Origin of the sequence: Massilia putida, assembly GCF_001941825.1 — a bacterium.
Taxonomy (GTDB): domain Bacteria; phylum Pseudomonadota; class Gammaproteobacteria; order Burkholderiales; family Burkholderiaceae_D; genus Telluria; species Telluria putida.
Window position 1 is genome coordinate 64,056 of the sequence record NZ_CP019037.1, and the last position, 25,158, is coordinate 89,213.

Annotated in this window: 24 protein-coding genes; 14 read left to right on the top strand and 10 right to left on the bottom strand. The window is 66.6% G+C overall.

What is annotated here, in order from left to right; all coding sequences use genetic code 11:
- Positions 1-12 precede the first annotated feature (12 nt).
- A complete protein-coding gene (locus tag BVG12_RS00695) occupies positions 13-1,140 on the top strand; it encodes a carboxylesterase family protein (RefSeq protein ID WP_229503642.1) in 1,128 nt (375 codons plus the stop codon).
- A gap of 66 nt (positions 1,141-1,206) precedes the next feature.
- Here BVG12_RS00695 and BVG12_RS00700 read toward each other — a convergent pair whose 3' ends face one another.
- From BVG12_RS00700 to BVG12_RS00710, 3 genes are all read right to left on the bottom strand, one after another.
- On the bottom strand, positions 1,207-2,028 hold the full coding sequence (locus BVG12_RS00700) for a TetR/AcrR family transcriptional regulator (protein WP_075790705.1): 822 nt from the start codon (positions 2,026-2,028) through the stop codon (positions 1,207-1,209).
- Between the two features lie 150 nt (positions 2,029-2,178).
- Positions 2,179-3,678, bottom strand: a complete 1,500-nt coding sequence (locus tag BVG12_RS00705; RefSeq protein ID WP_229503631.1) for an amidohydrolase — start codon at positions 3,676-3,678, stop codon at positions 2,179-2,181.
- A gap of 20 nt (positions 3,679-3,698) precedes the next feature.
- Positions 3,699-5,081, bottom strand: coding sequence for a DUF1329 domain-containing protein (locus BVG12_RS00710; protein ID WP_075790707.1), 1,383 nt, complete (start codon positions 5,079-5,081; stop codon positions 3,699-3,701).
- A 218-nt stretch (positions 5,082-5,299) separates the two neighbouring features.
- Between BVG12_RS00710 and BVG12_RS00715 the strand changes: the two genes are divergently transcribed.
- Positions 5,300-6,187 carry a LysR family transcriptional regulator gene (locus BVG12_RS00715; protein WP_075790708.1) on the top strand — a complete coding sequence of 296 codons (888 nt, stop codon included), beginning with the start codon at positions 5,300-5,302 and terminating at the stop codon, positions 6,185-6,187.
- Positions 6,188-6,242: 55 nt separating this feature from the next.
- Positions 6,243-6,719, top strand: a complete 477-nt coding sequence (locus tag BVG12_RS00720; protein WP_169926770.1) for a MarR family winged helix-turn-helix transcriptional regulator — start codon at positions 6,243-6,245, stop codon at positions 6,717-6,719.
- A 46-nt stretch (positions 6,720-6,765) separates the two neighbouring features.
- Here BVG12_RS00720 and BVG12_RS00725 read toward each other — a convergent pair whose 3' ends face one another.
- Positions 6,766-7,602 carry an SDR family NAD(P)-dependent oxidoreductase gene (locus BVG12_RS00725; RefSeq protein WP_075790709.1) on the bottom strand — a complete coding sequence of 279 codons (837 nt, stop codon included), beginning with the start codon at positions 7,600-7,602 and terminating at the stop codon, positions 6,766-6,768.
- Positions 7,603-7,742: 140 nt separating this feature from the next.
- Here BVG12_RS00725 and BVG12_RS00730 point away from each other — a divergent pair, with 140 nt between their 5' ends.
- The 3 genes from BVG12_RS00730 to BVG12_RS00740 are packed head-to-tail and all read left to right on the top strand — an operon-like array spanning position 7,743 to position 10,873.
- The gene (locus tag BVG12_RS00730) at positions 7,743-9,026 is read left to right on the top strand and encodes an acyl-CoA dehydrogenase family protein (RefSeq protein ID WP_075790710.1); all 1,284 of its coding nucleotides are present in this window, start codon (positions 7,743-7,745) and stop codon (positions 9,024-9,026) included.
- A 12-nt stretch (positions 9,027-9,038) separates the two neighbouring features.
- Positions 9,039-10,094, top strand: a complete 1,056-nt coding sequence (locus BVG12_RS00735) for a phosphotransferase family protein (protein WP_075790711.1) — start codon at positions 9,039-9,041, stop codon at positions 10,092-10,094.
- Positions 10,095-10,096: 2 nt separating this feature from the next.
- Complete coding sequence (locus BVG12_RS00740) at positions 10,097-10,873, top strand: SDR family NAD(P)-dependent oxidoreductase (protein WP_075790712.1); 777 nt, start codon at positions 10,097-10,099, stop codon at positions 10,871-10,873.
- Between the two features lie 7 nt (positions 10,874-10,880).
- Here the strand turns inward: BVG12_RS00740 and BVG12_RS00745 are convergent, their stop codons facing one another.
- From BVG12_RS00745 to BVG12_RS34890, 3 genes are read right to left on the bottom strand one after another with little or no spacing between them, the layout of a single operon-like run.
- Positions 10,881-11,705, bottom strand: a complete 825-nt coding sequence (locus BVG12_RS00745) for an SDR family NAD(P)-dependent oxidoreductase (protein WP_075790713.1) — start codon at positions 11,703-11,705, stop codon at positions 10,881-10,883.
- 15 nt (positions 11,706-11,720) lie between these two features.
- Positions 11,721-13,277, bottom strand: a complete 1,557-nt coding sequence (locus BVG12_RS00750) for a class I adenylate-forming enzyme family protein (protein ID WP_075790714.1) — start codon at positions 13,275-13,277, stop codon at positions 11,721-11,723.
- Positions 13,274-14,179: an alpha/beta fold hydrolase gene (locus tag BVG12_RS34890; RefSeq protein ID WP_075790715.1), complete on the bottom strand. Its 906-nt coding sequence runs from the start codon at positions 14,177-14,179 to the stop codon at positions 13,274-13,276. Before BVG12_RS34890 ends, BVG12_RS00750 begins: the two co-directional genes overlap by 4 nt.
- A gap of 101 nt (positions 14,180-14,280) precedes the next feature.
- Between BVG12_RS34890 and folE the strand changes: the two genes are divergently transcribed.
- On the top strand, positions 14,281-14,847 hold the full coding sequence (folE, locus tag BVG12_RS00760) for a GTP cyclohydrolase I FolE (RefSeq protein WP_075790716.1): 567 nt from the start codon (positions 14,281-14,283) through the stop codon (positions 14,845-14,847).
- Positions 14,848-14,888: 41 nt separating this feature from the next.
- Here the strand turns inward: folE and BVG12_RS00765 are convergent, their stop codons facing one another.
- Together BVG12_RS00765 and BVG12_RS00770 are read right to left on the bottom strand one after the other, a co-directional pair.
- The gene (locus BVG12_RS00765) at positions 14,889-16,067 is read right to left on the bottom strand and encodes a lipid-transfer protein (protein WP_075790717.1); all 1,179 of its coding nucleotides are present in this window, start codon (positions 16,065-16,067) and stop codon (positions 14,889-14,891) included.
- Between the two features lie 32 nt (positions 16,068-16,099).
- Positions 16,100-16,966, bottom strand: a complete 867-nt coding sequence (locus tag BVG12_RS00770) for an SDR family NAD(P)-dependent oxidoreductase (protein ID WP_075790718.1) — start codon at positions 16,964-16,966, stop codon at positions 16,100-16,102.
- Between the two features lie 154 nt (positions 16,967-17,120).
- Between BVG12_RS00770 and BVG12_RS00775 the strand changes: the two genes are divergently transcribed.
- From BVG12_RS00775 to BVG12_RS00795, 5 genes are all read left to right on the top strand, one after another.
- Positions 17,121-17,990: a MaoC/PaaZ C-terminal domain-containing protein gene (locus tag BVG12_RS00775; protein ID WP_075790719.1), complete on the top strand. Its 870-nt coding sequence runs from the start codon at positions 17,121-17,123 to the stop codon at positions 17,988-17,990.
- 27 nt (positions 17,991-18,017) lie between these two features.
- On the top strand, positions 18,018-18,821 hold the full coding sequence (locus BVG12_RS00780; protein WP_075790720.1) for an enoyl-CoA hydratase: 804 nt from the start codon (positions 18,018-18,020) through the stop codon (positions 18,819-18,821).
- A gap of 27 nt (positions 18,822-18,848) precedes the next feature.
- Complete coding sequence (locus BVG12_RS00785; RefSeq protein WP_169926771.1) at positions 18,849-19,682, top strand: MaoC family protein; 834 nt, start codon at positions 18,849-18,851, stop codon at positions 19,680-19,682.
- Between the two features lie 89 nt (positions 19,683-19,771).
- The gene (locus BVG12_RS00790; RefSeq protein ID WP_075790722.1) at positions 19,772-21,058 is read left to right on the top strand and encodes an amidohydrolase family protein; all 1,287 of its coding nucleotides are present in this window, start codon (positions 19,772-19,774) and stop codon (positions 21,056-21,058) included.
- 11 nt (positions 21,059-21,069) lie between these two features.
- A complete protein-coding gene (locus BVG12_RS00795) occupies positions 21,070-22,254 on the top strand; it encodes a thiolase family protein (protein WP_075790723.1) in 1,185 nt (394 codons plus the stop codon).
- A 71-nt stretch (positions 22,255-22,325) separates the two neighbouring features.
- Here the strand turns inward: BVG12_RS00795 and BVG12_RS00800 are convergent, their stop codons facing one another.
- Positions 22,326-23,513 (bottom strand): amidohydrolase family protein, encoded by a 1,188-nt coding sequence (locus tag BVG12_RS00800; protein WP_075790724.1) that lies wholly within the window; start codon positions 23,511-23,513, stop codon positions 22,326-22,328.
- A gap of 148 nt (positions 23,514-23,661) precedes the next feature.
- Here BVG12_RS00800 and BVG12_RS00805 point away from each other — a divergent pair, with 148 nt between their 5' ends.
- Together BVG12_RS00805 and BVG12_RS00810 are read left to right on the top strand one after the other, a co-directional pair.
- Positions 23,662-24,354, top strand: coding sequence for an SDR family NAD(P)-dependent oxidoreductase (locus BVG12_RS00805; protein WP_083684418.1), 693 nt, complete (start codon positions 23,662-23,664; stop codon positions 24,352-24,354).
- A 2-nt stretch (positions 24,355-24,356) separates the two neighbouring features.
- Complete coding sequence (locus tag BVG12_RS00810) at positions 24,357-25,121, top strand: enoyl-CoA hydratase/isomerase family protein (RefSeq protein ID WP_075790726.1); 765 nt, start codon at positions 24,357-24,359, stop codon at positions 25,119-25,121.
- Positions 25,122-25,158: the final 37 nt, after the last annotated feature.

Here is a 25,158-nt window from a genome sequence, read left to right on the forward strand (position 1 = left end):
CGCCTGGGCATACTGGGTTTCATGGCGCACCCTGAACTGACGGCGGAATCCGGCCGCGGCGCATCCGGGAATTATGGCTTCCTCGACCAGGTGGCGGCGCTGCGCTGGGTGCGGCGCAATATCGCCGCATTCGGCGGCGATCCCGATAACGTCACCATCGCCGGCCAGTCCGCCGGTGGCGTGTCGGTGGTATCGCTGCCGGCAAGCCCGCTCGCGCGCGGCCTGTTCCAGCGCGCGATCGTGCAGAGCGCTCCCGTGTTCGGCGCGACGCCGCCCCTGACGCTGCACGAGGCCGAACGCAGCGGCCTCGAGATGCAAAAGGCAGTCGGCGCCGGATCGCTGGACAGCATGCGCCAGTTACCTGCCGATCGCCTGGTCGCTGTCCAGCGCGATTTCCAGTTCGGCGCAACCGGCTCGGTCACGATACGCCCCAATGTCGATGGCTACTTCCTGCCCGACAGCGTGGCCGCGACGTTCGCGGCCGGCCGCCAGAACGACGTGCCGATGCTGGTCGGCTTCACGGCCGACGACATCACGCCAAGCCCGCTGCGCCAGGTCGCCTCGCTGGCCGACTACCGCGACAAGGCAAGCCATCTGTACGGCGCCAACGCCGAACGCTTCCTTGCGCTGTATCCCGCGGCCGACGATGGCGAGGCCGCGGCGATGGGCAGGCTCGCGGCGCGCCACGCCTACATCGAGAAGTCCACGCGCAAGTTCGCACAGGCGCAAGCCGCCAGCGGCAAGGCGCCCGTCTACATGTACCTGTTCGCGCGGGCGCATCCCCTCAACCCCGCCGTCGTGCTCTACGATCGTCCTTACGGCGCGTATCACACGTCCGACGTGCCTTACTGGCTCGGGACGCAGGACGCGTTGAACATGTTTCGCCCCACGCGCTTGTGGACGCGGCAGGCTCGGGAACTCTCGGCACGCATGATGGACGGCATGCTGGCGTTCGCCCGGACCGGCGACCCGGCCACGCCGGCCTTGCCATGGCCGGCGTGGCGCGGCGACGCGGAGCAGTACCTCGAGTTCGGCGACCAGGTGAGCGTGCGGCGCGCGAATGCCGCCCAACTGGATTTCCACGACGTGCCGGTGCGCATGGGCCCCTTGGCCCCATCCATGCCGCTGACGAGGGATTGAGGGCGTCGGCGCCTACCCCGCACCGCGCGTGGGAGCGTCCGGCTCCCGCGCTGCGGGCAGCGCAGTTCAGGCTGTCTTCGGCAGGGTGGCGGACGACTCGACCGGGGGCTTGGCCGCGCGGCCGCCTGCCGCCTTGCGGGCCTTTGCGCCGCGCGCCGTTCTCTTGCGGGGCGGTCTCTCCGGTGCCTCCGGGCCGGCAGCGGCCAGCGGCGAGTTCTCCGTCGCCGGCACGGCTGGTTCGGCCGGGATCGCGGCGCGGCATACCGTCAGCGCGACGATGCGCGCGATGTTGGCGTTGACGCGTTTCACGCCCAGGCCGGCCGCCATCACCTCGCGGTCGGTCGCGGCCATGTGTTCCATGGCGCCGTGCAGGATCGATGCTTCGGCATAGGCATCGGCGCGCTTGCGGACGCCCGGGACGGCCGGATTGATCGACAGGATGCGCTTGGCAAACCGGTCGATGAAGGGGAGGAACGTGTTCATCCTCAAGCTGACGAAGCGGGGATCGCCCCGGGTCGCTTCGAGGTTCCGGTAGCGCAGTACAGGGCGGTGCCGGTCCCAGACCTCGTTCAGGGCATCGATGACGGTGGCCGCGTGCTGTTCGACGCTGTCGCGCGACCAGGGTTCGTCGAAGATCGCATGTACCCGCGCCATGTCCTCGCCCGCGACCTCGCTGAGGGCATACAGGATGTCCCTGGTGTCATCGAAATACATGTAGAAGGTGGCCGGCGAGATGCACGCCTCGCCGGCGATGCCGACGGCGGTCAGTTCGAACGGCGACTGGGTGCGCAGCAGGCGCCGCGCGGCATCCATCAGCCGCGAGCGCGTCTCCAGACCCTTGCGACCGAGGATCTGGCCCTGTTTGTTCAGTCGTACGGGTGCACTCATGGTGTGGTTCAGCTCAGAACACTGCAGATACCGGCATGATAACCGAAAACTGTTAATGTGTCAGTTACGTCGTGCGTGCCCGGATGACCCGGGCGTCCCGGGATCGCGCCGCTGCGCCGGGCGGCACGCGGCCCGCCCGGCGCCCGGTGCTCACCTGCGCCTGTAGTTCAGCGGAGGCGCGCGATCGCCGAACATGGCCGCGTATTCGAACCCGGGGCCGCGCCGTTTGTCCATTTCCGCCTTTGCCTTGGCCAGGACATCCGGATTCAGGATCAGGTCGGCGCCGGTCAGCGCGATCGCGCGCGCCGCGACGACTGCGCCCTTCACGCCGATGCTGCTGCCGCTGGCTGCCGCGGCAGCCCAGCTGTGCGCGGGCGCGCCTTGCGGCCAGGTCGCCGCCACGAAACCGACCGTGGGCACGACATAGCTGATGTCGCCGACATCGGTCGAGAAGGCGCTGTTGGGACGGGCGGAGGACGGTTGCGGCGGATCGATGGCGCCGACGTCGTCGTCCGTACCGGGAACATTCAGGCTGCTCTGGATGGCATGCGCGAAGTCCGCGTCCGCCTTGTTCCAGCGCAGTGTGCCCGCGACGGCGGCGAGGTTGGCATAGGCCACGTCGCTCAGCACCTGGTTGGGCAGTATCGGATAGCTGCCGCCCTCGAGCTCCCAGGTCACGGTCGTGCCGGTCGCCATGGCGGCGCCTTGCGCGGTCTTCAGCAGGCGCGCCTGCAGGTCCTGCAGCGTTCGCACGTCGGCATTGCGCACATAGTAGCTGCTCTTCGCCACGTCCGGAATGACGTTCGGTGCGAGTCCGCCGTTCACCACCACCCCGTGGATACGCGTGCCGTCCGGCGTGAATTGACGCATGTAGTTGACGGCGACATCCATCAATTCCATGCCGGCCAGCGCCGAACGACCGCGCTCCGGGGCCGCCGCCGCGTGGGTCGACACGCCATGGAAGGTGAAGTCGGTTTGTATCATGGCGGTCGATGCGTCGCTGAACAAGCCGTTGCGTGCGCCGGGATGCCAGTGCAGGACGGCGTCCACGTCCTTGAACAGCCCCGCGCGCACCATGTAGACCTTGCCGTCGCCGCCTTCTTCGGCCGGCGCGCCGTACAAGCGCACTTCGCCCTTCAACCCGGTGTCCGCGAGCCAGTGGCGCAGGGCGATCGCGGCCCCCACGGACGCCGAGCCGAGCAGGTTGTGGCCACAGCCATGCGCGGCGTCGTGCCCCGGCGCCGGCACCGGCCTGGTCTGGCCGGCGGCCTGGGACAGGCCGGGCAGGGCGTCGAATTCGGCCAGGATCGCGATCACCGGTCCCGGACCCGTGCGGTAGCGCGCGACAAACGCGGTGGGCATGCCCGCGACGTCCGTGTCGATGGCAAACCCATGGGCGTGCAGCGTCTTTTGCAGCAGCTTCGAGCTCTCTTTTTCCTGGAATCCCACTTCGGCCAGGTTCCATATCGCCATCGCATTGCTGTCGATGGCGGAAACCTGTGCGTCGACGTAGCGGTTGATCCGGTCCCTATCAGTGTCGTCCAGCGCGGCCGCCGCCGGCAGCAGTGGCCACATGGCGGCGAGCAGCAGCCCCCGGGCCAACGCGCGCGCACGCACCGTCCGCGCCGCTTGTTGCATGTATCGATGCATATTTGTTCCCCTTCGATTGGTCAGCGTATGCCGCTGCCGGCCAGTGCGTCCGGCGTAAAATGGTTCGGCGGGAAGCGATCGACTGCGATCTCCCCATATTGGTCGGGGCGGCCCAGGGGTTTGGTCTGGTAGCCGTAGATCCCGCGGCTCAGGTCATACAGAATGAACGCCTTGGTCTGGACGCCGGGCACGTCGTAGGCCTGTATCGCCGGCAGGTGCATCAGGTGATTGACCTGCCCCTGGTGATCGACCCCGTAGTAGACCGGTGCGTTCCAGCTGTCTTCGTCCACCAGGAACACCTTCTTTTGCTGGATGTGGCGTTCGCCGGGCTTGAGCGTGCCTTCCACCACCCACACCCGATGCAGCTCCCAGCGCATGTACGCGGGGTTCTCGTGGTCCTTGACCATCACCTGGTCCAGCGGTGCGGCGAGCGTCCTGTAGGCGTTGTAGGGAATGTACATCTCCTTTTTCCCGATCAACTTGAAGTCATACTTGTCCATCTTGCCGTCCCAGCCGGCGATCTCGTCGAATATCAGCAGCCCTCCCGATGTGGTGGATACGGTGTCGTATGCGAACTCGGGCGCGCGCCGTACCCGGCGCTGGCCAGGGACATAGGACCACGCCAGATCGTCGTGCAGGTCCTGGCGCAGGAAGCTGCTGCGCAGGGATGCCAGTCCGGCCTGGGACGCCGGCTCCAGGCTCCGGGAAATGACCGCCTTGTATGGCTTGTCCTCAGGGAGAGAGGCCACGGCGTTGTTCCAGTACAGATTCTGCGCATCGGCGACCTGGAACGAGGCGCGCGTCAGGGTGCCGGAGGTATCCATCAAGCCGGCCTCGAAAGCGAACTGGAAGCTGGGGAGCTCGTACCTGAGCACCATGTTCCACATCACCTCGTAACCGTTTTTCGGTATTGGAAAGGGAATCTGCGCGTGTGCCCCGGTAATGCCGGGCGCGGTGCCGACCAGCCTGGGCTTACCGGCCCGGTCGCGGGTGTTCTCATAGACCCAGTTGGGAAAGCACGCGCTGCGCCGTGTCGGATACACCTCCATGGCGTAGGTCTTTGGATAGCGCTTGAACAGCTCCCGGGTGCCGGCGTCGATCCTGTCCTGGTACTGGCCCAGATTCGCGGCGGTGATGCGCAGCACCGGCTTGTCGTTCGCATACGGGTCCACATAGGGGCCGCCGCCGACGCGTCCACGCCGTGGGGTGTAGCCCGCGGGCGGCGTGCAGATGCCGCCTTCCCATTGCGGGATCGTGCCGTCCTTGCTGCCGGCCTTTTCGCCGCCCAATGGCGTGAGGGTGGTGCCGAGCTGCCTGATCTCGTCGGCGCTGGGTGCGGCCACGGCTTGTGCTGCCAGCGCAGCGCCGGCCGTCACGACCAGCAAGTGGATGTAGTGATGCATGTGTGCTCCTCCGATATATCCAGAAATGGCTGCCCCTCGTGTTCCGGTCGCGTAGCGACCGGTCGGCTTTTTACTATTGCTTCCCGGAGCCTGGCTGTATCATCTCCGTCATCCTGAGGGGCTGTGGAAAGCATGACAGTTCCACGTGTGTCCCAGCGCGACTTATTCTCAGGTACATGACCATTGTTCGGGACGGGCCGGACCACGAGCGGAGAGGTATGAAGATCAACCAGTTGCGCGCCTTGCTGGCGGTGGCGGATTCGGGCAACATCAATCGCGCGGCGGATGCACTGCACCTGACGCAATCGGCGGTCAGCAAGTCGATCCGGGAACTCGAAGCCGAACTGGAGGTGCCGCTGCTGGTACGGAATTCGCAGGGTGCCGTGTTGACCAGTGCGGGCCGCATGGTGGCGGCGCGTGCGCGCCTCATCAACGCCGAGGTGGCCCGTACGCGTCAGGAAATCGCGACGCTGAAGGGCGAGCTGAGTGGACGCCTTGCCATCGGCGTCACTCCGGTGACATCCACCAGCGAGGTCGCGGATGCCATCATGGCGTTTCAGAAGCGCCACCCCGAGGTGATCCTCACGGTCGTCGAGGAACGCCCCGGACGTTTGCTCGGCATGGTGCGCGACGGCACCCTGGATTTTGCAATTTCCACCGACATCGGGGGCGAGGTCGAATCGTGCGCGCTTGTCGCCTTGGCCACGTTCAGGACGGTCATCGGCGTACGTCCGGGTCATCCCGCGCTGCGCGAGCGCCGCCTCGCGGACCTGCTTCACTACGAATGGCTGACCCTCGATCCGCTGGACGACGAGTGGTCGCCGTTCGTCCAGTGCTTCAGGCGGGCTGGCCTGCCCTTGCCGCAACGCGTGGTGCAGTGCTCCTCGATCATTCTCTACACGACGCTGGCGCGGCGCGGCGACGCCATCGGCGTCTGGTCGGAGACCGCCTTCCATCACCCCCGGTTCATCGACCTGATGACACCGCTCGCGCTGGACGATACGCTGCCGGAACGGACGGTGTATCTGCTGTGCCGCGATCTCGAGTTGATGACCCGCACCGCCCGGCTTCTGCTGGATGACGTGCGGCGCCGGATGGCCGGGTGAGAGGAGGCGGGCCGCAATTTGACAACAAGCTGTCATGATGGCAGTCTTGCCGCCTATGACAAAAAAATCGAATACCGAAGCGGGGGCGCTGGTGGAAGCCCTGGTGGACGAGATCTGGCGCCTGCGTGGTCGTGTCATGTCGGCGACACGGGACATCAGCGAACAGCGCGGCCTGCGCAGCCATTCGCAGGGGCTGATCCTGTCGGCGGTCGTGCGCGCGCTGGAACCCCCCACGGTGGCGCGCATCGCCCGCAGCCTGGGGCTGACGCGCCAGTCGGTGCAGCGTACCGCCAACGAGCTGGCCGAGGACGGCATGATTGCGTTCGAGGACAATCCGCATCACAAGCGCGCCAAGCAGCTGGTGGCGACCCCCGCGGGACTCGCGGCGCACGCGCGCAATGCCGATGCGAAGGACAAGTGGACCGACCGCGTCGGCGCCGCCATTGGGCAGGGCGACCTCGAACATGCGGTCGCCACGCTGCGCCGGATGCGCCGCTTCCTGGAGCACCCGGACGCGGACCCCCAACCATAGCCTGTCGGCCAGGCCGGCCCGTCGGATAACCCGCCGGCCGGGCAGGCTACAGGCTGGCGGTGCCGTACTTCGCCATCAGGGCGACGGCACGTTCCTCGGCGGTGCTGCCGTCGACATAGGCGCGTCCGGCGACGGCGTTGGGATCGCAGGGACGGCGCAGCGGGCCCGGCACGAACAGCTGGTCCGCCACATTGCGCGCTGCCTCGAGCGGCGCGATGGCCAGTGTCGCGCCTTGCGTCGGCCTGGAGCCGGGATAGGTGGCCATGGCGTGGTACAGGGGGTAGGCCTCGGCGTCGGGGGGACGGTGCGCGATGCTGGTCTTGAGCATGTCGGTGTCCACGCCGCCGATCGGAATCTCGATGACCCTGATGCCGAACTGCGCCAGTTCCACCCGCAAGCCTTCGGACAACGCGGACAGTGCCACTTTGCTGATGCGGTAAGTCGAATAGAACGGCATCGGCATGTCCGCGCCCAGCGAGCCGATATTGCAGATCACGCCGGCGCCGTTGGCACGCAGGGACGGTATCGCGCGCCGCGTCAGTTCCACCAGGCCGAAGAAGTTGGTCTCGAACGTGCGGCGCCACTCCTCCATGGGCGTCTCCTCGATGGGAAGATAGGGGCCCCGATAGCCGGCGTTGTTGACCAGCACGCGCAGGTCGCCGGGCGGCGCGTAATCGCCCAGCGCCGACAAGTCCAGCCGCTGCACGGTGAGCGATCCCGGCAGGCCGCGGGCCCGTTCCAGCAGACAGTCGCCATCCGCCAGGTTGCGCACGCCCGCGACCACGTGCATGCCGCGTGCGGCCAGTTCCAGTGCGATCGCCTGGCCCAGCCCACGGCTGGCCCCCGTCACCAGTGCCGTGCCCTTCCATTCCGTCGTTTCCATCGCTGTCTCCTTGATGTCGATGTCGAGAGTAACCCTCGTGCAGACGCATTTTCATAAGTTGACAGCAAACTGTCAAGATGTCATATTGCTGTCAATGCGCGGCGATCGTGCGCCGGTCATGACAACCAGGAGATAACGCAATGTGGGACTTTTCTACCGATCCGGAATTCCAGGCCAGGCTGGACTGGATGGCCAAATTCGTCGCCGAGGAGTGTGAGCCGCTGGACCGCCTCTTTCCCGGCATGGGGGCGCCCTACGATATGGAGAACAGGAAGGCGCGCGCCATTGCCCGCCCGTTGATGGACGAGGTCAAGCGCCAGGGATTATGGGCTTGCCACCTGGGGCCGGAACTGGGCGGCCAGGGCTTCGGCCAGGTCAAGCTGGGCCTGATGAACGAGATCCTCGGCCGCTCGCAGTGGGCGCCGACGATCTTCGGCACCGCCGCGCCGGACACCGGCAACGCGGAAATCCTGGCGATGTTCGGTACGGAGGAGCAGAAGGCGCGTTACCTGCAGCCGCTGCTGGACAACGAAATCGTGTCCTGCTATTCGATGACCGAGCCCCAGGGCGGTGCCGATCCGGGGGTGTTTACCTGCCGCGCGGAGAAGCAGGGCGACGGCTGGGTGATCAACGGCGAGAAGTGGTTCTCGTCGAATGCACGTTATGCCGAATTCCTGATCGTGATGGTCGTGACCAATCCCGACGTGCCGGTCTACCAGGGCTGCTCGATGTTCCTGGTGCCGCGGGACACGCCGGGCGTCAATATCCTGCGCAACTCGGGCGTGCACGGGGAAACGCCGGATGGCGAAGCCCATGCCTATATCCGCTACGAGAACGTGCGCGTGCCGGCCGACGCGCTGCTGGGCGGCGAAGGGCAGGGATTCGCGGTGGCGCAGGCCCGCCTCGGCGGTGGCCGCGTGCACCACGCGATGCGTACCGTCGGCCAGTGCCAGATGGCCCTGGAGATGATGCTCGAACGCGCGGTCAGCCGCACCACCAAGGGCTCGCTGCTGGGCGACAAGCAGATTATCCAGGCGTACATCGCCGATTCGTGGATCGAGCTGCAGCAGTTCCGCCTGCAGGTGCTGCAGACGGCCTGGCTGATCGACCAGGGCCACGACTACAAGGCCAACCAGCTGTCGATCGCCGGCATCAAGGTGGCGGCCGCCAAGGTCTTCCACGACATCGTGCAGCGCGCGGTGCAGATGCATGGGGCACTCGGAGTATCGGACGAGATGCCGCTCGGCCACATGTGGGTGTATGCGATGATGATGGGGGTGATGGACGGCCCCACCGAGGTGCACAAGATGACGGTCGCGAAGAATCTGCTGAAGAAGGCAAAAGCGGCGCCCGGCCAGTTCCCCTCCATGCACCTGCCGACCCGGCTGGCGGCGGCCCGGCGCAAATACGAAGGCCGTTTCTGAGGAGGCGATGACATGACGACGACGCTTTCCGATTTCGACGGCCTGCTGCACTGGGATGCGCTGCAGGCCTGGGTCGCCGCGCAGGACCTGCCGGGCAGCGGCCCGGTCACGGGCGTGGAGCGGCTGACCGGCGGTTCGCAGAACAGCCTGTTCATGCTGCACCGCGGCGACACCCGCATGGTGCTGCGCCGCCCGCCCAAGCACCTGCGCGCCAACAGCAACGACACGATGCTGCGCGAGGCACGCGTGCTGGCGGCCCTCCGCGGCAGCGCCGTGCCGCATCCGGGCTTTTTGGCCGTGTGCGGCGACCCGGCTGTCACCGGCGCGGCTTTCTACCTGATGGAGCCGTTGGACGGTTTCACGCCGATGGGCGCGCTGCCCGCGCCGTATGCCACCGACGCGACATTCCGGCGCCGGATGGGCGCGGAGTTCGTGCACGCCGCCGCGACGCTGGGCGCCGTGGACCATGTGGCCGCTGGCCTGGCCGATTTTGGCAAGCCCGAACAATGGCTGGAGCGGCAGGTGTCGCGCTGGCGCTCGCAGCTGGAAGGCTATCGGGATACGCCCGGCTATCCCGGCGACGCATTGCCGCATGTCGATACCGTGGGAGACTGGCTGGAGCGGCACCGGCCGTCGACGTGTCGGATGGGCATCATTCATGGCGACTTCCAGTTCGCCAACGTGATGTTCGACCGCGAGCGTCCGCGACTGGTAGGCCTGGTGGACTGGGAGCTGTCCACGCTGGGCGATCCGCTGCTCGACCTGGGCTGGCTGCTGACCAGCTGGACCGAAGCGGGCGACCCGGCGGTGGCGGGCCGCGGTCCGGCAGTGACACCATGGGACGGCTTCATGTCGCGTGACGAGCTGGTGCGCCTGTATGGCGACATCAGCGGGCGCGACATGTCGGCCATGCCCTGGTTCTTCGTGCTCGCATGCTTCAAGCTGGCCTGCCTGCTCGAGGGAAGCTACGCGCGCGCCTGTGCCGGCAAGGCATCGGTCGACATGGGCAACTTCCTGCACAACTACGCGCTATGGCTGATGGCCAAGGCGCGTCAACTGGCGGAGTGACCATGGCCACGAGCTATCAGGGTCGGGTCGTGCTGGTGACCGGCGGCGCACGCGGTATCGGGCTGGCGTGCGCGCTCCGCTTCGCCGAGGCCGGCGCGGTGGTAGTGATCGCCGATCTGCAAGCCGAAGTCGATGCGCGCGCGCGCAACCCGCTCGGCTTCGCGGCGGCATATGTCCAGGCGGACGCCGGCGACGCGCAGCAGATGCGAAGTCTCGCCGCGCATGTGATCGAACGTTTCGGCGGCATCGACGTGTGCATATGCGCGGCCGGCATCGGCGGCGCCGCGCTGCCTTATTGGGAGTTGCCCGACGAGGAATTCGATCGCGTGCTCGCGATCAATCTGCGCGGGCCGTTCGTGCTCGGGAAAGCCGTGGGCAGGCATATGCGCGAGACCGGCCGCAGCGGCGCCATTGTCCACATCTCGTCGGTCGGCGGTACGCTCGGCGTCGACCGGCAGAGTGCGTATTGTGTCAGCAAGGCCGGGCTGGATATGCTCACCAAGGTGATGGCCACCGCGCTGGCGCCTCATGGCATCCGCGTCAACGGCGTCGCGCCCGGCCCGATCGACACCGAGATGACGGCGGTGCTGCAGCAACAGCCTGCGCTGATGGACCAGGTCCTGAGTCGCACGCCCCTGGGCCGCTTCGGCAGCGTGGAGGAAATCGCCGGCACCGTGTTCTGGCTGGCCGGGCCCGACGCGGGCTTTGTCACCGGCCAGACCGTTTTCGCCGACGGCGGTCGCCTGGCGCTCAACTACGTGATGCCGCCACCCGGATGATCGCCCGTCAGGGATGGTACAGCGCCCACGGCTGGCCATCCTTGGCACGCGACCAGCCCGAGGACGCGAGGGTGCCGCCATCCACCGGCAGGGTCACCCCGGTCAGGTACGAGGCCATGCCGGAGGCCAGGAACACGACCACGCTGGTCAGCTCCTCGACGTCGCCCATGCGTCCCAGCGGAATATAACGGTCGCGGGCGGCGTTGACCTCGGGGTGCAACGATTCGGTGAAGCGCTTCAGGCCGGCGGTGGCGATCATGTCGGGCGCCAGCGCGTGCACGTGGATGCGATGTTCGGACAGCTCCAGCGCCATCGTGCGCGTAAAACTCACCATCGCGGCCTTGCAGGCGGCATACACGGCGTAGCCCGGCGCCGCGCGCAGGCCTTCGCTGCTGGCGATGTTGACGATCGTGCCGCCCCGGCCTCCCTCGATCATCACCGCCGCGGCAGCCTGCGTGGCGGCCAGCATGCTGACGAAATTTAGGTCGATCAGCTTGCGCCAGCTGCGCTCCGGCTGGCCCATGAACGTGCCCTGGCGCGTGCCGCCGGCGTTGTTGACGAGGATATCCAGCCGTCCGAACCGATCGGCGGCTTGGCGGACGGCAGCCTCGATCCGGCTCACGTGCAGCACGTCGGCCTCGATGAACAGGGCGCGCCGGCCCAGCGCGCGCACCTGCGCCGCCGTCCGCTCCCCGCCGTCAGCGTCGATATCGACGAACGCGACGTCGCCCCCGCAGCGCGCGATGTGCAGCGCCGTTCCGGCTCCCAGCCCGTTGGCGCCCGCCGTGATGAATGCAACCTTGCCGTCCAGGCGTATGGTGTTGTCGTTCATTGTCCCCGTCCTCGATCACGTCGTCGTACCGAACATCTCGCGCAGCTTGAACTTCAGGACCTTGTTGAAGGTGTCGTTGCGCGGCAGCCGGTCGACGATTTCCAGCTGCTCGGGTATCTTCTGCCGCATCGCGCCGGCGGCCTCGAAGCAGGCGACCATGTCGGCGAACGTCAGGGGATTCGCCGGGTCCTTCGGTTCGACCACGGCGCAGACCCGCTCGCCGCGCTCCCGGTCCGGCAGGCCGATCACGGCCACGGCGCCGACCTTCGGATGCGCGTACAGGATGTCTTCGATCTCGCGCGCGGAGACGTTCTCGCCCTTGCGGATGATGACATCCTTCAGGCGCCCGGACAGGACGAGATGGCCGTCGGGACGCAGGTAGCCGATGTCGCCGGTACGGAAAAAGCCGTCTTCATCGAACGCCGCGGCGGTGAAGGCCGGGCGGGTATAGCCGAGGCAGACCGTGGGCCCCTTGATGCGGATCTCGCCCGGCTCTCCGGCCCCGGCCAGGGTGCCGTCGGGACGCACGATGCGTACGGTCATGCCCGGGATCGGGAGGCCGTCGCTGCTTGCGAGCTGCTCGTCGGTGTGCCGTGGCGAGGCGAACGTCACCAGTGGCGCTTCGGTCATGCCGTAGCTGTGCGCGATGGTGCACCCCATTTCGCGCCGCACCTCGGCAAACAGCTCGGGTGGCTTCGGAGCGCCGCCGCCCGCCAGGATGCGCAGCGCCGGCATCAGCGGCGACGCGGGCCGCTTGCGCTGCTCGGCCAGGTAGGCAAGGTAATGCGCGGTGCTGCCGGTGCCGAGCGTCACGCCGTGGCGGGCGAAGGTTGCCGCCGCGTGGTCCGCGGCGAACTTCGGTATCAGGACGGCCGACATGCCGAAGATCAGCAGCATCGCGATGTTCATGGCGCCGCCGACATGCGCGTAGGGAAAGGCAAGGGTGCCCACGTCGGCGGCCGTGACGCCCAGGGCGCGGCCGAAGGCGAGGCCGGCGGCGATCAGCGACGCGTCGCCATGCATGGCGCCCTTCGGTTCCGCCGTGGTGCCGGACGTGTAGTACACCCAACGCGGCGTCCCGTCGGCCGGCGGCAGGCCGGGCGCCGCCGCCGCGCCGTCGCGCCACAGGTGCGGCCCGACGGCGACCACTGCGGGACGCGGCGACAGCGCGGCGCTTGCCTGTTCCGCCAGGGCCAGCGCAGCGCGCTCCGGCGCCGCGAGCAGGAAGGGCGAGCGGTTCTGCGCCAGGATCGCTCCCAGCTCCTTCCTGCCGTACAGGTGGATGACGGGATTTTGTACGGCGCCGAGCCGCGCCAGCGCCAGCGACACCAGCACGGCATCGACGCCGGTGGCCAGTTGCCACGTCACGCTCATGCCGCCGCGGATACCGAGGGCGCAGAGACTCGCCGCCGTGCGTTCCGCAGCACGCGCCACGTCGGCAAAGGTCCAGGTTTTCCCGTGGTGCTCGATCAGCATGACGGCATCCGGCGTGCGCCGCGCCCGTTGTTGCAGCAGCGCCCACAAGGTGTCCGGCGGCTGGAGAAGGGCGCCGGGATTCGGTTCCTGTTTCACGATTCGGGTTCCAGGCTGGTCGGCAGCAGGTCGCGCAGCATCTGCGCCAGCTGCCGGGGATGGCTCAATGTCAGGTGGTGATGTCCTCCCCGTACGACGAACGGTCCACGCCCGGCCGGCAGGCATGCGACCGCACGCGCGGCGGCGTCCTGGTCGACCACCAGGCTGTGTTCGCCGTACACGACATCGACCGGGATGCGCACGCGCCGCAGCAGTACGTCGGCGTCGATTTCCTGCCGCCCGTTGGCTTCCAGGCGAGGATCGAATTTCAGCTGCCAGCCGCCTGCGACCGCGCGCAGCGCGTGCCGCGCCACGTGCGCCAGTGTGAAGGCAGGTACGCCGGGTTCCGGCGGCAGCAGGCGATAGCGCGCGATCGCTTCATCCAGGCCTGCCTGGACACGCGGCGGGCGCGGCGGCGGCGGGGCGGGCCGGGTATCGTCGGCGAAGTACAGGAAGCTGTCGATGACGATGGCATGGCTGAACAAGTCCGGACGTTCGGCGCAAGCCCGCAGTACCCGCGCGCCGCCATAGCTGTGGCCGATCACGCGGAGCGGCCCCTCGGCGAGCGCCTCGGCCACGCCGATGACTTCGGCCGCGAACAGGTCGACGGTATAGCGTTCGCGCCGGCCACTGTCGCCCATGCCGGAAAACTCCATCGCGACGATCCTGTAGTCGTCCATCAGGTGGTCAAGCAGCGGATCCCACCAGCGGGCGTGCGCGAGGAAGCCATGCACCAGCAGCAGCAGCGGCCTGGCGCTGTGCTCCATGTTCCAGGCCACGCAGTGGATGGAGGCGCCGGCGATATCGACCCGGCGCGACAGCGGCGGCTGCGCCTGGAGTCGACGAAACCAGTCCGGAACGGATGCGCCGGAGACATCGGAGACATCGGCGGGATCGGGCATGTGCATTGCAGTCCCAGTGAGTTGCGGTGATGGCCAGCATAGCACAAAGCTGATAGCATGTCAGTTATCGCGGAAATCCGCTGTTCACTGGAGGAGGTATCATGCGGGATAAAGGTTTCGGCAGGGCGGACTGGCGCCGCTTCCTTGAATCGATCGGGGAGAATCCGGACCGTCCGGGTCTGCAGGAAACCCCGGCACGCGTCGCCAAGGCGTGGGGGGCGTGGAGCGCGGGCTACGCGCAGGATCCGGCCGAGGTGCTCAAGGTGTTCGAGGATGGCGCGGAGCAGTACAACGAGCTGATCGTCGTGAAGAATATTCCCGTCTATAGCCACTGCGAACACCACCTGGCGCCGTTCTTCGGCAAGGCGACGGTCGGCTACCTCCCGGCGGGCAAGATCGTGGGACTGTCGAAACTGACACGGCTGGTGGACTGCTTCGCGCGCCGGCTGCAGGTGCAGGAGCGGATGACGACCCAGATCGCGGAAGCGCTGATGGAGCACCTGGCGCCCAAGGCGGTCGGCGTCGTCGTCAGCTGCCGCCATTTGTGCATGGAGAGCCGCGGCATCCGCGCCATCGGCGAGGAGACGATCACGTCGGCGATGCTGGGCGAGCTGCAGCCGAACCTGGCGCTGCGCACCGAGTTCCTGGCGTTGGCCCGCTCGACCTGACGGCCACGCTCCGCGCGCAGGCTGCGCGCGGAGCCCCGCACTCAGCGTTTCAGGACCGACACCACGCAGGCGCCGCCGAGTCCGACGTTGTGCTGCACACCGACCCGCGCGTCCGGCACCTGGCGGTCGCCCGCCTGGCCCCTCAGGTGCCAGGTGAGCTCGGTGATCTGGGCGAGGCCGGTGGCGCCCAGCGGGTGGCCTTTCGACAGCAGGCCGCCGGACGGATTGGTCACGACCCTGCCGCCGAAGGTATTGTCGCCATCGAGCACGAACTTCTCCGCGCCGCCTTCCGGGCATAACCCCAGCGCCTCGTAGGAGATCACCTCGTTGGGTGCGAAGCAGTCGTGCAGCTCGACCACATCGATATCGGCGACGTCGATCCCCGCCTGCGCGTACGCGTGCGCGGATGCGCGGCGGGTCATGCCGGCGCCCACCAGGTTGATCATGCTGCCCGATTCGAAGCTCGCCGGCCCGTCGGTCACGAGGCTCATGCCCGCCAGTTCCACCTCGGCCTTGATGCCGTGTTCGCGCGCGTAGCGCTCGGACACCAGTACCACGGCGGCGGCGCCGCAGGTGGGCGGGCAGCACATCAGGCGTGTCAGCGGGCCGAAGATGTGCGGAGACTGCATGACCTGTTCCAGGGTCAGCGGTTCCGAAAACAGTGCGTACGGATTGCGGACGGCATGGCTGCGCGCCTTGACCGACACGCGGCCGAACAGCTCCGCGCCCACGTTGTAGGTCTCGAGGTATTCCGCGCCGGCGCCGCCGAAGTACTGCAGGCCGGTAGGCACCTTGTCGTCGAAGCCGCGGATTTCGTCCATGGCCTTGTCGATGCGGACGGTGATGGGGGTGCGGTCTTGCGACGGCAATTCCAGGGCACCCGGGCTCATCTGTTCAAAGCCCAGCACCAGGGCGACGTCGATGGCACCGCTGGTGATCGCCTGGCGCGCCAGGAACAGCGCGGTGGAACCCGAGGCGCAGGCATTGTTGACGTTGACGACGGGGATCTGGGTCTGGCCGACACCATACAGCGCGGTCTGGCCGGAACAGGTGTCGCCATACACATAGCCGACATAGGCCTGCTGCACCGCGTCATAGGAAATGCCGGCGTCGTCCAGGGCGGTGCGAGCCGCCTTTGCACCCATCACGTCGTATTGTTCATTCTTGCCGGGCTTGACGAACTTGACCATGCCGACGCCCGCGACCATTGCTTTACTCATGTTGTTTCCTTCAGGTTGAGGTGAATCGGCGATCACTTGGAAAAGTCCATGATCGTCAGTGCGGGCGCAGGGTAGTACAGCTGCTCTTCCGCCTCCGCCAGAGCGCGCGCCGTCACCGGGGTTCCGCTGCCGCCGCCGCGGATGCCTGGCGAAGGCAGCAGTTTCAGTTCGCGGATACCCTGGCCGGAGGCGAAGATGGTGTGGCCCGTGCGTTGCCCCGACAGTCCGCTGACCATGTACAGGGCGACCTGCGCCACGTGCTCGGGCGCCAGCTGGGCGCACATGTCTTCGCTCATCAGGCCTGCGGTCAGGGCCGAGACGGCCGCCGGCGCCAGCGTCCATACGCGCACGCCAAACTTGGCCCCTTCCAGCGCCAGAACATGGGAAAAGCCCCACACGCCGGCCTTGGAGGCTGCATAGTTGGCCTGGCCGAAATTCCCGACGATGCCCGATACCGAGCTGGTATTCACGATGACGCCGCCCTTGCCGGCTTCCTTCATCGCCGCCAGCGCCGGGCGGGTCACGGCATACATGCTCTTCAGGTTGACCTTCTGCACCAGGTCCCAGTCGGCTTCCTCCATTTTAAGGAGACTCTTGTCGCGCAGGATGCCTGCATTGTTGACCAGGATGTCCACGCCGCAGAACTGCGCCCGCGCGAAGTCGATCAGGCCGGCCCCGATCGCGACGTCCGAGATGTCGCCGGTATGCGCCGCCGCCTTGCCGCCGCCGGCCCGGATCGATTCCGCGACCTCGTCCGCCAGCCACATGCCGTCGGCACTGCGACCGATATCGTTGATGACGACTGCCGCGCCCTCGGCCGCGAACAGGCGTGCATACGCCTCGCCCAGTCCACGCCCGGCGCCGGTGATGACCGCAACTTTTCCTTCGAGTAGTGCCATTTTGCCTGCTCCTTTATCACATGAAAATTCCCAAAAAACTGATTGAGCGTCAGCTCTTATGTCTGCTATGATAATCCAACAAACTGACGAATCAACAGTTTTTGTTGGCCGCAAAAATAATAAATGTGTGATGACGACGCTGAGGAGACAAGACATGCCGCTCGACTATGACCGCATCAAGAACTGGCCCTTCGCCAAGGCCCGGCAGCGCTATACCCGCCGGGACACGATCCTGTATGCGCTCGGTATCGGCGCCGCGATGGATAACCCGCTGCCACCGGGAGAACTGCAGTTCGTCTACGAACGCAAACTGAGCGCGCTGCCGACTTTCGCCGCGGTACTGGCGGGCAACAGCGACTGGATAGCCGATCCGCGCGCCGGGATCGACCTGAGCCGGGTTTTACATGGTGAACAATTCCTTACGATCCATCAGCCACTCCCTCCCGAGGGTGAGGTGTACGGCACCGAATCGGTACAGGAAATCTACGACAAGGGAGAGGCGAAGGGCGCCGTGCTGTACATGCGGCGCGAGGTGCACGATGCGGCCAGCGGCGCCCACCTCGCCACCGCGGGGTATTCTATTTTCATGCGCGGCAATGGCGGTTTCGGCGGCACTGCCGAGGGGCAGCCGATGCCGTACGCGATGCCCGAAGGACGTGCGGCGGATGCCGCCATCGATCTGCCGACCCGCCCGGAGCAGGCCACCCTGTACCGGCTGTCGGGAGACTGGAACCCGCTGCACGTCGATCCCGAGCTGGCCAGGGCAGCCGGGTTCGAGCGTCCGATCCTGCATGGCATGTGCAGCTACGGCATCGCGGCGCGCGCGGTGCTCAAGCTCCGCTGCGGTAGCGACGCCGGCCGCTTGCGCAAACTGAATGTGCGCTTCGCAGCGCCGGTATACCCGGGCGAAACGCTGCGTACCGAGATATGGGACGACGGCCCCGGCAAGGTGGCGTTCCGCGTGACGGCGCTGGAACGCGGCGTCGTCGCACTGAACAATGGTTATGCCGAACTCACTCTTTAACCGCTTTTCGACCTGAGGAAGAAAGACATGGAATATACCGATATCACCTACGAAGTGCTGGGCCCGGTCGTACGGATCTGCCACAACCGGCCGCAGCAAGCCAATGCCGAATCGGAGAACCTGCTGGCCGAGATCGACCATGCGCTGGACCGTGCCAAGCGGGACGACGATGTCCGCGTGCTGATCCTCGGCGGCGTCGGCAAGCATTTCTCGGCCGGACACGACCTCGTCGAGGGCATGGAAAAACGCGGCAAATTCACGCCAGAGCAGAGCTGGCTGTGGGAAAGCGAGTACTACCTCGGCAATGCGATGCGCATCCACGATTTTCCCAAACCGACCGTCGCGCAGGTGCAGGGCGCCTGTGTCGCCGGCGGCTTCATGGTCGCCAACATGTGCGACCTGATGGTGGCGTCGGACGATGCGTTTTTCAGCGACCCGGTCGTCCACAGCCTAGCTGCCGCGTCGGTCGAGACCCTGGTGCACCCGTGGGTCATGGGCATGCGCAAGGCCAAGGAATTCCTGTTCACCGGCCAGCGCCTGTCGGCCGCAGAGGCCAAGGAGTGGGGGATGGTCAACCACGTGGTGCCGCGCGCCGACCTGGAGGCGTTTACGCTCAAGCTTGCGCAGCACATCGCCCTTGCCCCGCCGATCGGCATCCGCATGATGAAACGTTCGTTGAACCGCGCGGCGGACATCATGGGCTTTCGCAATTCGATCATGGCGCATTTCGACACGCACACGCTCAGCACCGAAACGGCCGAACACCACCGCCTGCGCAATGCGGGCATGGACAAATCCCTGGCGAAGGCCAAGGAAGTGCGCGGAGCATGAGGTGCCATGAAGGCCGAGAACCCGACTGTGGCATTCGATAGCGCCCGCCTGCTGGCACGACGCTTTCCGGCCGTCCGCCGGGCCTATGACGCCCGCGATGTCGAACGGATCACGCGTGGCTACGGCGCGGGCCTCGGCCCGGCGCTTGAGGCGTTCGACCGCGATTGCCTCGCGGGCGCCAAGGTCTTGCCGATGCTGGCGCTGGCGCTGGCCGACGGCGAGTTCTGGCAGAAGGACCCGGACACGGGCATCGACTGGCGTCGCATCGTGCACGCCGAGGAGGTGCTGACGGTGCATGCGCCGCTGCCGGCCGCCGGTGCGGTGGTCGTGACGCAGCGCGTGGCGGCCATCTCCGACCGTGGCCCGGACAAGGGCGCCGTGATGGAGCAGCAGCAATTCCTGCACGCGGAGGACGGCACGGCGCTCGCCACCATCGACGTCACCACCCTATTGCGCGGCAACGGCGGCTTCGGAGGACCCCCATGGTCGCCACGACGTCGTGCCCTGCCGGCGGATCGCGCACCCGACCTCGTCGTGGAACTGCGCGCCCCCGGCGACAACGAGGACGCCATGTTCAGGCTTGGCCGGGAACTGGCGGTCGCGGCGGACGGGAAGGCCATGATGCGCGGGCTCGGATGTTTCGGGCTGGCGGGACGGGCTGCGCTCCAGGCGGCATGCGGCGGCCAGCCGGAACGCCTGCGGCGCATGGGCGTGCGCTACGTCGGGCCCATGTATTGCGGCGAGGCCCTGCTGGTGGAACTGTGGCATGGCACATCGGGAGAGGCGCTGTTCCGCATGTCGGCGCCGGAACGCTCGGCGCCCGTCCTGGACAACTGTTTTATCGAGTTCGATGCGGAATGAGCATCCGGCACGACAATCCGCGCCGACAGGCCGCCCAGGCGGCGGCACGACGCGGTACCCTTGGAAAATCCAAATAACTGGAGATAGCGATGGAAATGAATGACATGATACTGATCAGTGTGGACGACCACGTGATCGAGCCGCCTGACCTGTTCAAGAACCACCTTCCCGCATCGATGCTGGATCGCGCACCGAAGATGGCGACGCTGCGCTCCGGTTCCGACTCGTGGGTCTACGAAGGCCGCTCCAACCCCAATTTCGGCCTGAATGCCGTCGTCGGACGCCCGCTGGAGGAATACGGCATGGAGCCGGCCTCGTACAGCCAGATCCGCAAGGGTACCTATTCCCTGAAAGAGCGGGTCGAGGACATGGACGTCAACGGCGTGCTGGCTTCCATCTGCTTTCCGACCTTCCCGACCTTCGGCGGCGCCTTCTTCCTCCAGGCGAACGACAAGGAGTTCACCCGCGCGGTCATCAGCGCCTACAACGACTGGCATATCGACGAGTGGTGCGGCGGCGCGCCCGGCCGTTTCATTCCGCTGGCGATCCTGCCGCTGTGGGACATCGACGCCTGCGTCGCCGAAGCGCGCCGGGTGGCCCGCAAGGGCTGCCGCACCATCAGCTTCCTCGACAGCCCGGTCGCAAAGGGCCTGCCGAGCATCCACAGCGGCCACTGGGATCCCCTGTTCGCCGTCATGCAGGAAGAGGGCCTGGTCATCAGCATCCACATCGGCTCGGGCGCCTTCGTCCCCTACCAGTCGAACGATGCGCCGATCGATACGTGGATTACCACGATGCCGATGTATATCGCGAACGCCACGACCGACTGGCTGTTCTCGCACGTGTTCAAGAAATTCCCGAACCTGAAGATCGCGCTGTCGGAAGGCGGCATTGGTTGGGTGCCGTACCTGCTGGAGCGCGCCGATTTCACGTACATGCATCACAAGGCGTGGACTCACAGCAATTTCGGCGGCATGCTGCCTAGCGAGCTGTTCAAGAAGAACTTCATCACGTGCTTCATCGACGACAAGTTCGGCCTGCATAACACGCAGTTCATGAATATCGATAAGATCACCTGGGAATGCGACTATCCGCACTCCGACACGGTCTGGCCGCACTGCCCGGAGGCATTGTGGGAGTCGATCAAGCATTTGCCCAAAGAGTCGATCGACAAGATCACCCACCTGAACGCCATGCGCGAATTTAACTTCGACCCGTTCGCCATCATGCCGCGCGAGGAATCGACGGTCGGCGCGTTGCGCGCCAAGGCCACCCACGTCGACACGCGTCCGGTGGCCAACCAGGGCGGCCATAATCCTTCCAATTCGGAAGGCAAGCCCGTCACCAGCGCCGAAGTCATGAAGCTGTTCGCGTAACCGGGACCAGGATGAGAATCCAGGTTCCCGAACGTCAGGCGCTCATCTCCGGCATCGGTCAGTCGGCCTCGGGCCGCCGGCTGGGCCGGGGTGGACTGGATCTGACACTGGAAGCCGCGCTGGCGGCGATCGAGGACGCCGGTATCGACCGGCGCGACATCGACGGCATGTCCAGCTGGCCGGGATATCGGGCGGACGAGCCAGGCTTCTCCCCGGTACAGATCGGGCAGGTGAAAGATGCGCTCGGCCTCAAACTGAACTGGTACACGGCCGGCATCGAAGCCACGCAGCTGGGAGGTGTCCTGAACGCCTGCATGGCGGTCGCGTCCGGCCAGGCGCGCCACGTGCTCGTGTTCCGCACCGTGACCGAGACGTCGGCGGCGGCCGGCGCCCGCCCCAGCCTGATCGGCAACGGCAGCCAGCGCGTGACCGGTTTCGCCGAACATCTCGCGCCGTTCCTCGCGCCGTCGGCGGCGAACTGGATCGGGATGGTGGCCACACGCTACTTCCATGAGTTCGGCGCGACGCGCGAGCAGCTGGCGCAGGTGGCCATCAATGCGCGCCGCAACGCCGGCCTGAATCCCGCCGCGGTGTACCGCGATCCGCTCACGCTGGAACAATACATGGCGGCCCGCATGATTTCCACGCCGCTGTGCCTGTACGATTGCGACGTGCCGATCGACGGTTCGATCGCCCTGATCGTCTCGCATGCCGACACGGCCCGCGATCTGAAGTCGCCGCCGGTCCGCGTCGAGGCCATGTCGGGTGCGCTGCACACGAAGGACACATGGGACCAGCTGGAGGACTACACCCGCTACTCGGCGGAAGCGTGCGGGGAGCGCTTGTGGAGTCGTACCGATCTTACGCCCGCGGACGTCGATGTCGCCCAGTTATACGACGGATTCAGTTTTCTCAGCCTGCTGTGGCTGGAAGCGCTCGGCTTTTGCGGACGCGGCGAAGCTGCCGCTTTCGTGGCCGACGGCAGGCGCATCGCGCTCGACGGCGATCTGCCGCTGCATACGGGAGGCGGGCAACTGTCCGGCGGACGGCTGCATGGACTGATCCACGTGGTGGAAGCGGTGGCGCAGCTGCGCGGGCAGTGTGGCGCGCGCCAAGTGCGCAACGATCCGCGCGTGGCGGTCGTATCGAACGGCGGCGGTCCGATTGCCGGCGCCATGCTGCTCGTGCGTGACTGATCCACGATGTTCCAGTTGGAACGAAGGGGCCGCGCGGCCCCTTTTTTCATGCATCGTCGTGCGTTCCCGGATCAGCGCTTCCCTTCCAGCAGATCCTTCAGGTTCGTACTCATGACCCGCTGCGTCTGTCCCGCGTCCAGGCTGGCAATGTCTTTCAGGTAGTCCATCGGATTGCCCAGGCCTTCGGGATGGGGCCAGTCGCTGCCGAACAGCACGCGCTCCACGCCGATCAGTTCCACCACGTTGCTGATGCTGTCCTCATAAAAGGGCGCCACGTACACATGCTCGCGGAACGTTTCGCGCGGGTCGCGCTTGAATGCTTTCGGCATCTTGTGGAACGTGCTGCCAAGGCGCTTGAGCAGCGGTTCGAGCCAGGTGGCGCCGTTCTCCAGCGAAGCGACCCGCACGTTCGGGAAGCGGTCGAACATGCCGTGACAGATCATCGCCGCGAGCGAGTCGGCGATCGGCCGGCCCATCCAGTCCAGGACTTCGCCGAAGGGGTCCTTTTCGAACGGCCGGAATTCGCCCTTGCCGCCGGCGGTCCACCACTGGAAGATCTTGTCGTAGCCGGAGTCGGACACGTGCATCACGACGAAAATCCGCGATTCCTCGATACGTGCCCAGAACGGGTCGAATTCCTTGAAACCCATGGAACGGCCGCCCTTCAGGCCGGCCACCGGCGCCGGGCGAATGCCGACCACGCGAGCGCCCGCCTTCAGCAGGAAGTCCAGTTCCGCGCACGCGGCGTCGACGTCGGACAGGTTGATCATCGGCACCGGGAACAGCCGGCCCTGGCACGCGAAGCCGCATTCCTCAGCGGTCCACATGTTCAGGCTATGCAGCAGCGCGTGGATGACTTCCGGCTGCGCGGACAGGCGCTCCTCGATGATCGATGCGAGGGTCGGCAGGAACAGCCCTGCGTGGATGTGCTGTTCGTCCATCACGGCGATGTGGGCGTCGCCATTGTGGAACGACGCCTGCGAAGCGATCGGTTCGCCGGTCGCCTCGCGCAGCGACAGGCCGTCCGGGTTGTCGCCCCGGTACCATTTTTCGTGCACACCGGGCGCCGCGACGACTTCGAAGGTCGGGTTCGGAATGTAGTCGGACAACTGCCCGCCGACGGCCAGCTTGGTGCGCCCGTTGACCTGGACATACTGGAACTCCTTGTGGAATTTCTTGGGCAGATGGCGCAGGAACGCCTCGGGCGGCTCGTAGAAGTGGCGATCGGCGTCGTAGATAGGGTAGCTGGAAGTGTTCATGTAAGCCTCGGTGTTGGAATCGATAGGGAGTCTCCGAAAACTAAATATATGTCAGCTATGTGGTGTAGGTCAATTGCGGCGAGGTCGGAATTGCGCAAAAACTGACGATATGTTATTTTTCTCTGCATGCTTTGAGAGGAGGAAAATGATGACCAATCTTGTGGTAGTGACCGGCGCGGCGGGGGCGCTCGGCAGGGCGGTGGTTGCGGCGTTCCTGGAAAACGGCGACCGGGTGCTGGCCGTCGATATCGACGCGGGCGCATTGCGCGGGGCATACGAGGGGCAGGACAGGGTGCGGACAGTGGCCGCCAACCTGGTGGACGCCAGTCTCGCCGGTCGCGCATTGGCCGAAGCGCTCGCTGCCGACGGCCCCGCGGCGGTCCTGTGCAATATCGCAGGCGGCTTCGACATGGGCCCGGCCGTCCATGAAGATACAGGCGGGTTATGGCGCCGCATGATGGACCTGAACGTGGCGACCCTGATCAATGCCTGCGCGGCGATCGTGCCGGGCATGCTGGCCGGCGGCGGCGGGAAGATCGTCAACGTCGCAGCGGCTTCTGCCGCCAGCGGCAAGGCCGCCATGGGCGCCTACATCGCTTCCAAGGACGCGGTCGCCCGATTGACCGAAAGCATGTCCCAGGAGTTGCGCGGGCAGGGCATCAACGTGAACGCGGTCGCGCCCAGCATCCTCGACACGCCGGCCAACCGCATGGGCATGCCTGACGCCGATCCCGGGCGCTGGGTCGGTGTCAGCGACCTGGCGGCCGTGGTGGTGTTCCTGGCGTCGGCGCGGGCCCGGGCCGTGCACGGCGCGGTGATTCCCGTGGTGGGCCTGAGCTGAGCATGGAACTGCTGACGGCACGGCACGGCCCCGTCGAGGTGCTGACGCTGAACCGGCCGGCGCAGCGCAACGCCCTGACGCCCGGATTGATTGCCGCCTTGTCCGCCGCACTCGGAGAAGCGGCGGCATCGGAGGAGGTGCGCGCCGTCGTGTTGACCGCGGTGGGCGACAAGGCATTCTGCGCGGGCATGGACCTGGGCGCCTTCGCGCTGGATCGAAACGACCATGGTGCCCGTACCAATCTCCATTACGACCGGTTTGCGACAGGCTGCTACCCCAAGCCCGTGATCGCGGCGATCAATGGCAGCGCTGTCGCCGGCGGTTTTGAACTGCTGCTCCACTGCGACCTGGCGGTGGCTGCCCGGCATGCGATGTTCGGTTTGCCGGAAGTGAAGCGGGGACTGTTCCCGGCCGGTGGCGGCACCCTGCTGCCGTCGCGGATCCCCCTTGCGCTGGCGCTCGAATTCGGGCTGACAGGAGAGCTGGTCGACGCATCCCGGCTCCTCCAGCTTGGCCTGCTGAACCGGGTGGTGGACAGCACCGAGGTCGTTGGAGCGGCACTGGCGCTGGCCCAGCGCGTCGCGTCCAACGCGCCTCTCGGGGTCGCCGCAACCCGGCGTGCGATGTGGCGTTGCTCACGCGAGGGCACCGAGGCCGCGCGCCGATCGCTCCAGGCGAGTATCGACGAAGTCTTCCAGAGCGACGACGCGCTCGAAGGTGCGCGGGCATTCACGGAAAAGCGCCCGCCGCGGTGGACCGGAAAATGACAACAGTGCCCTTGATGGGCAAACGACAAGGCAATAA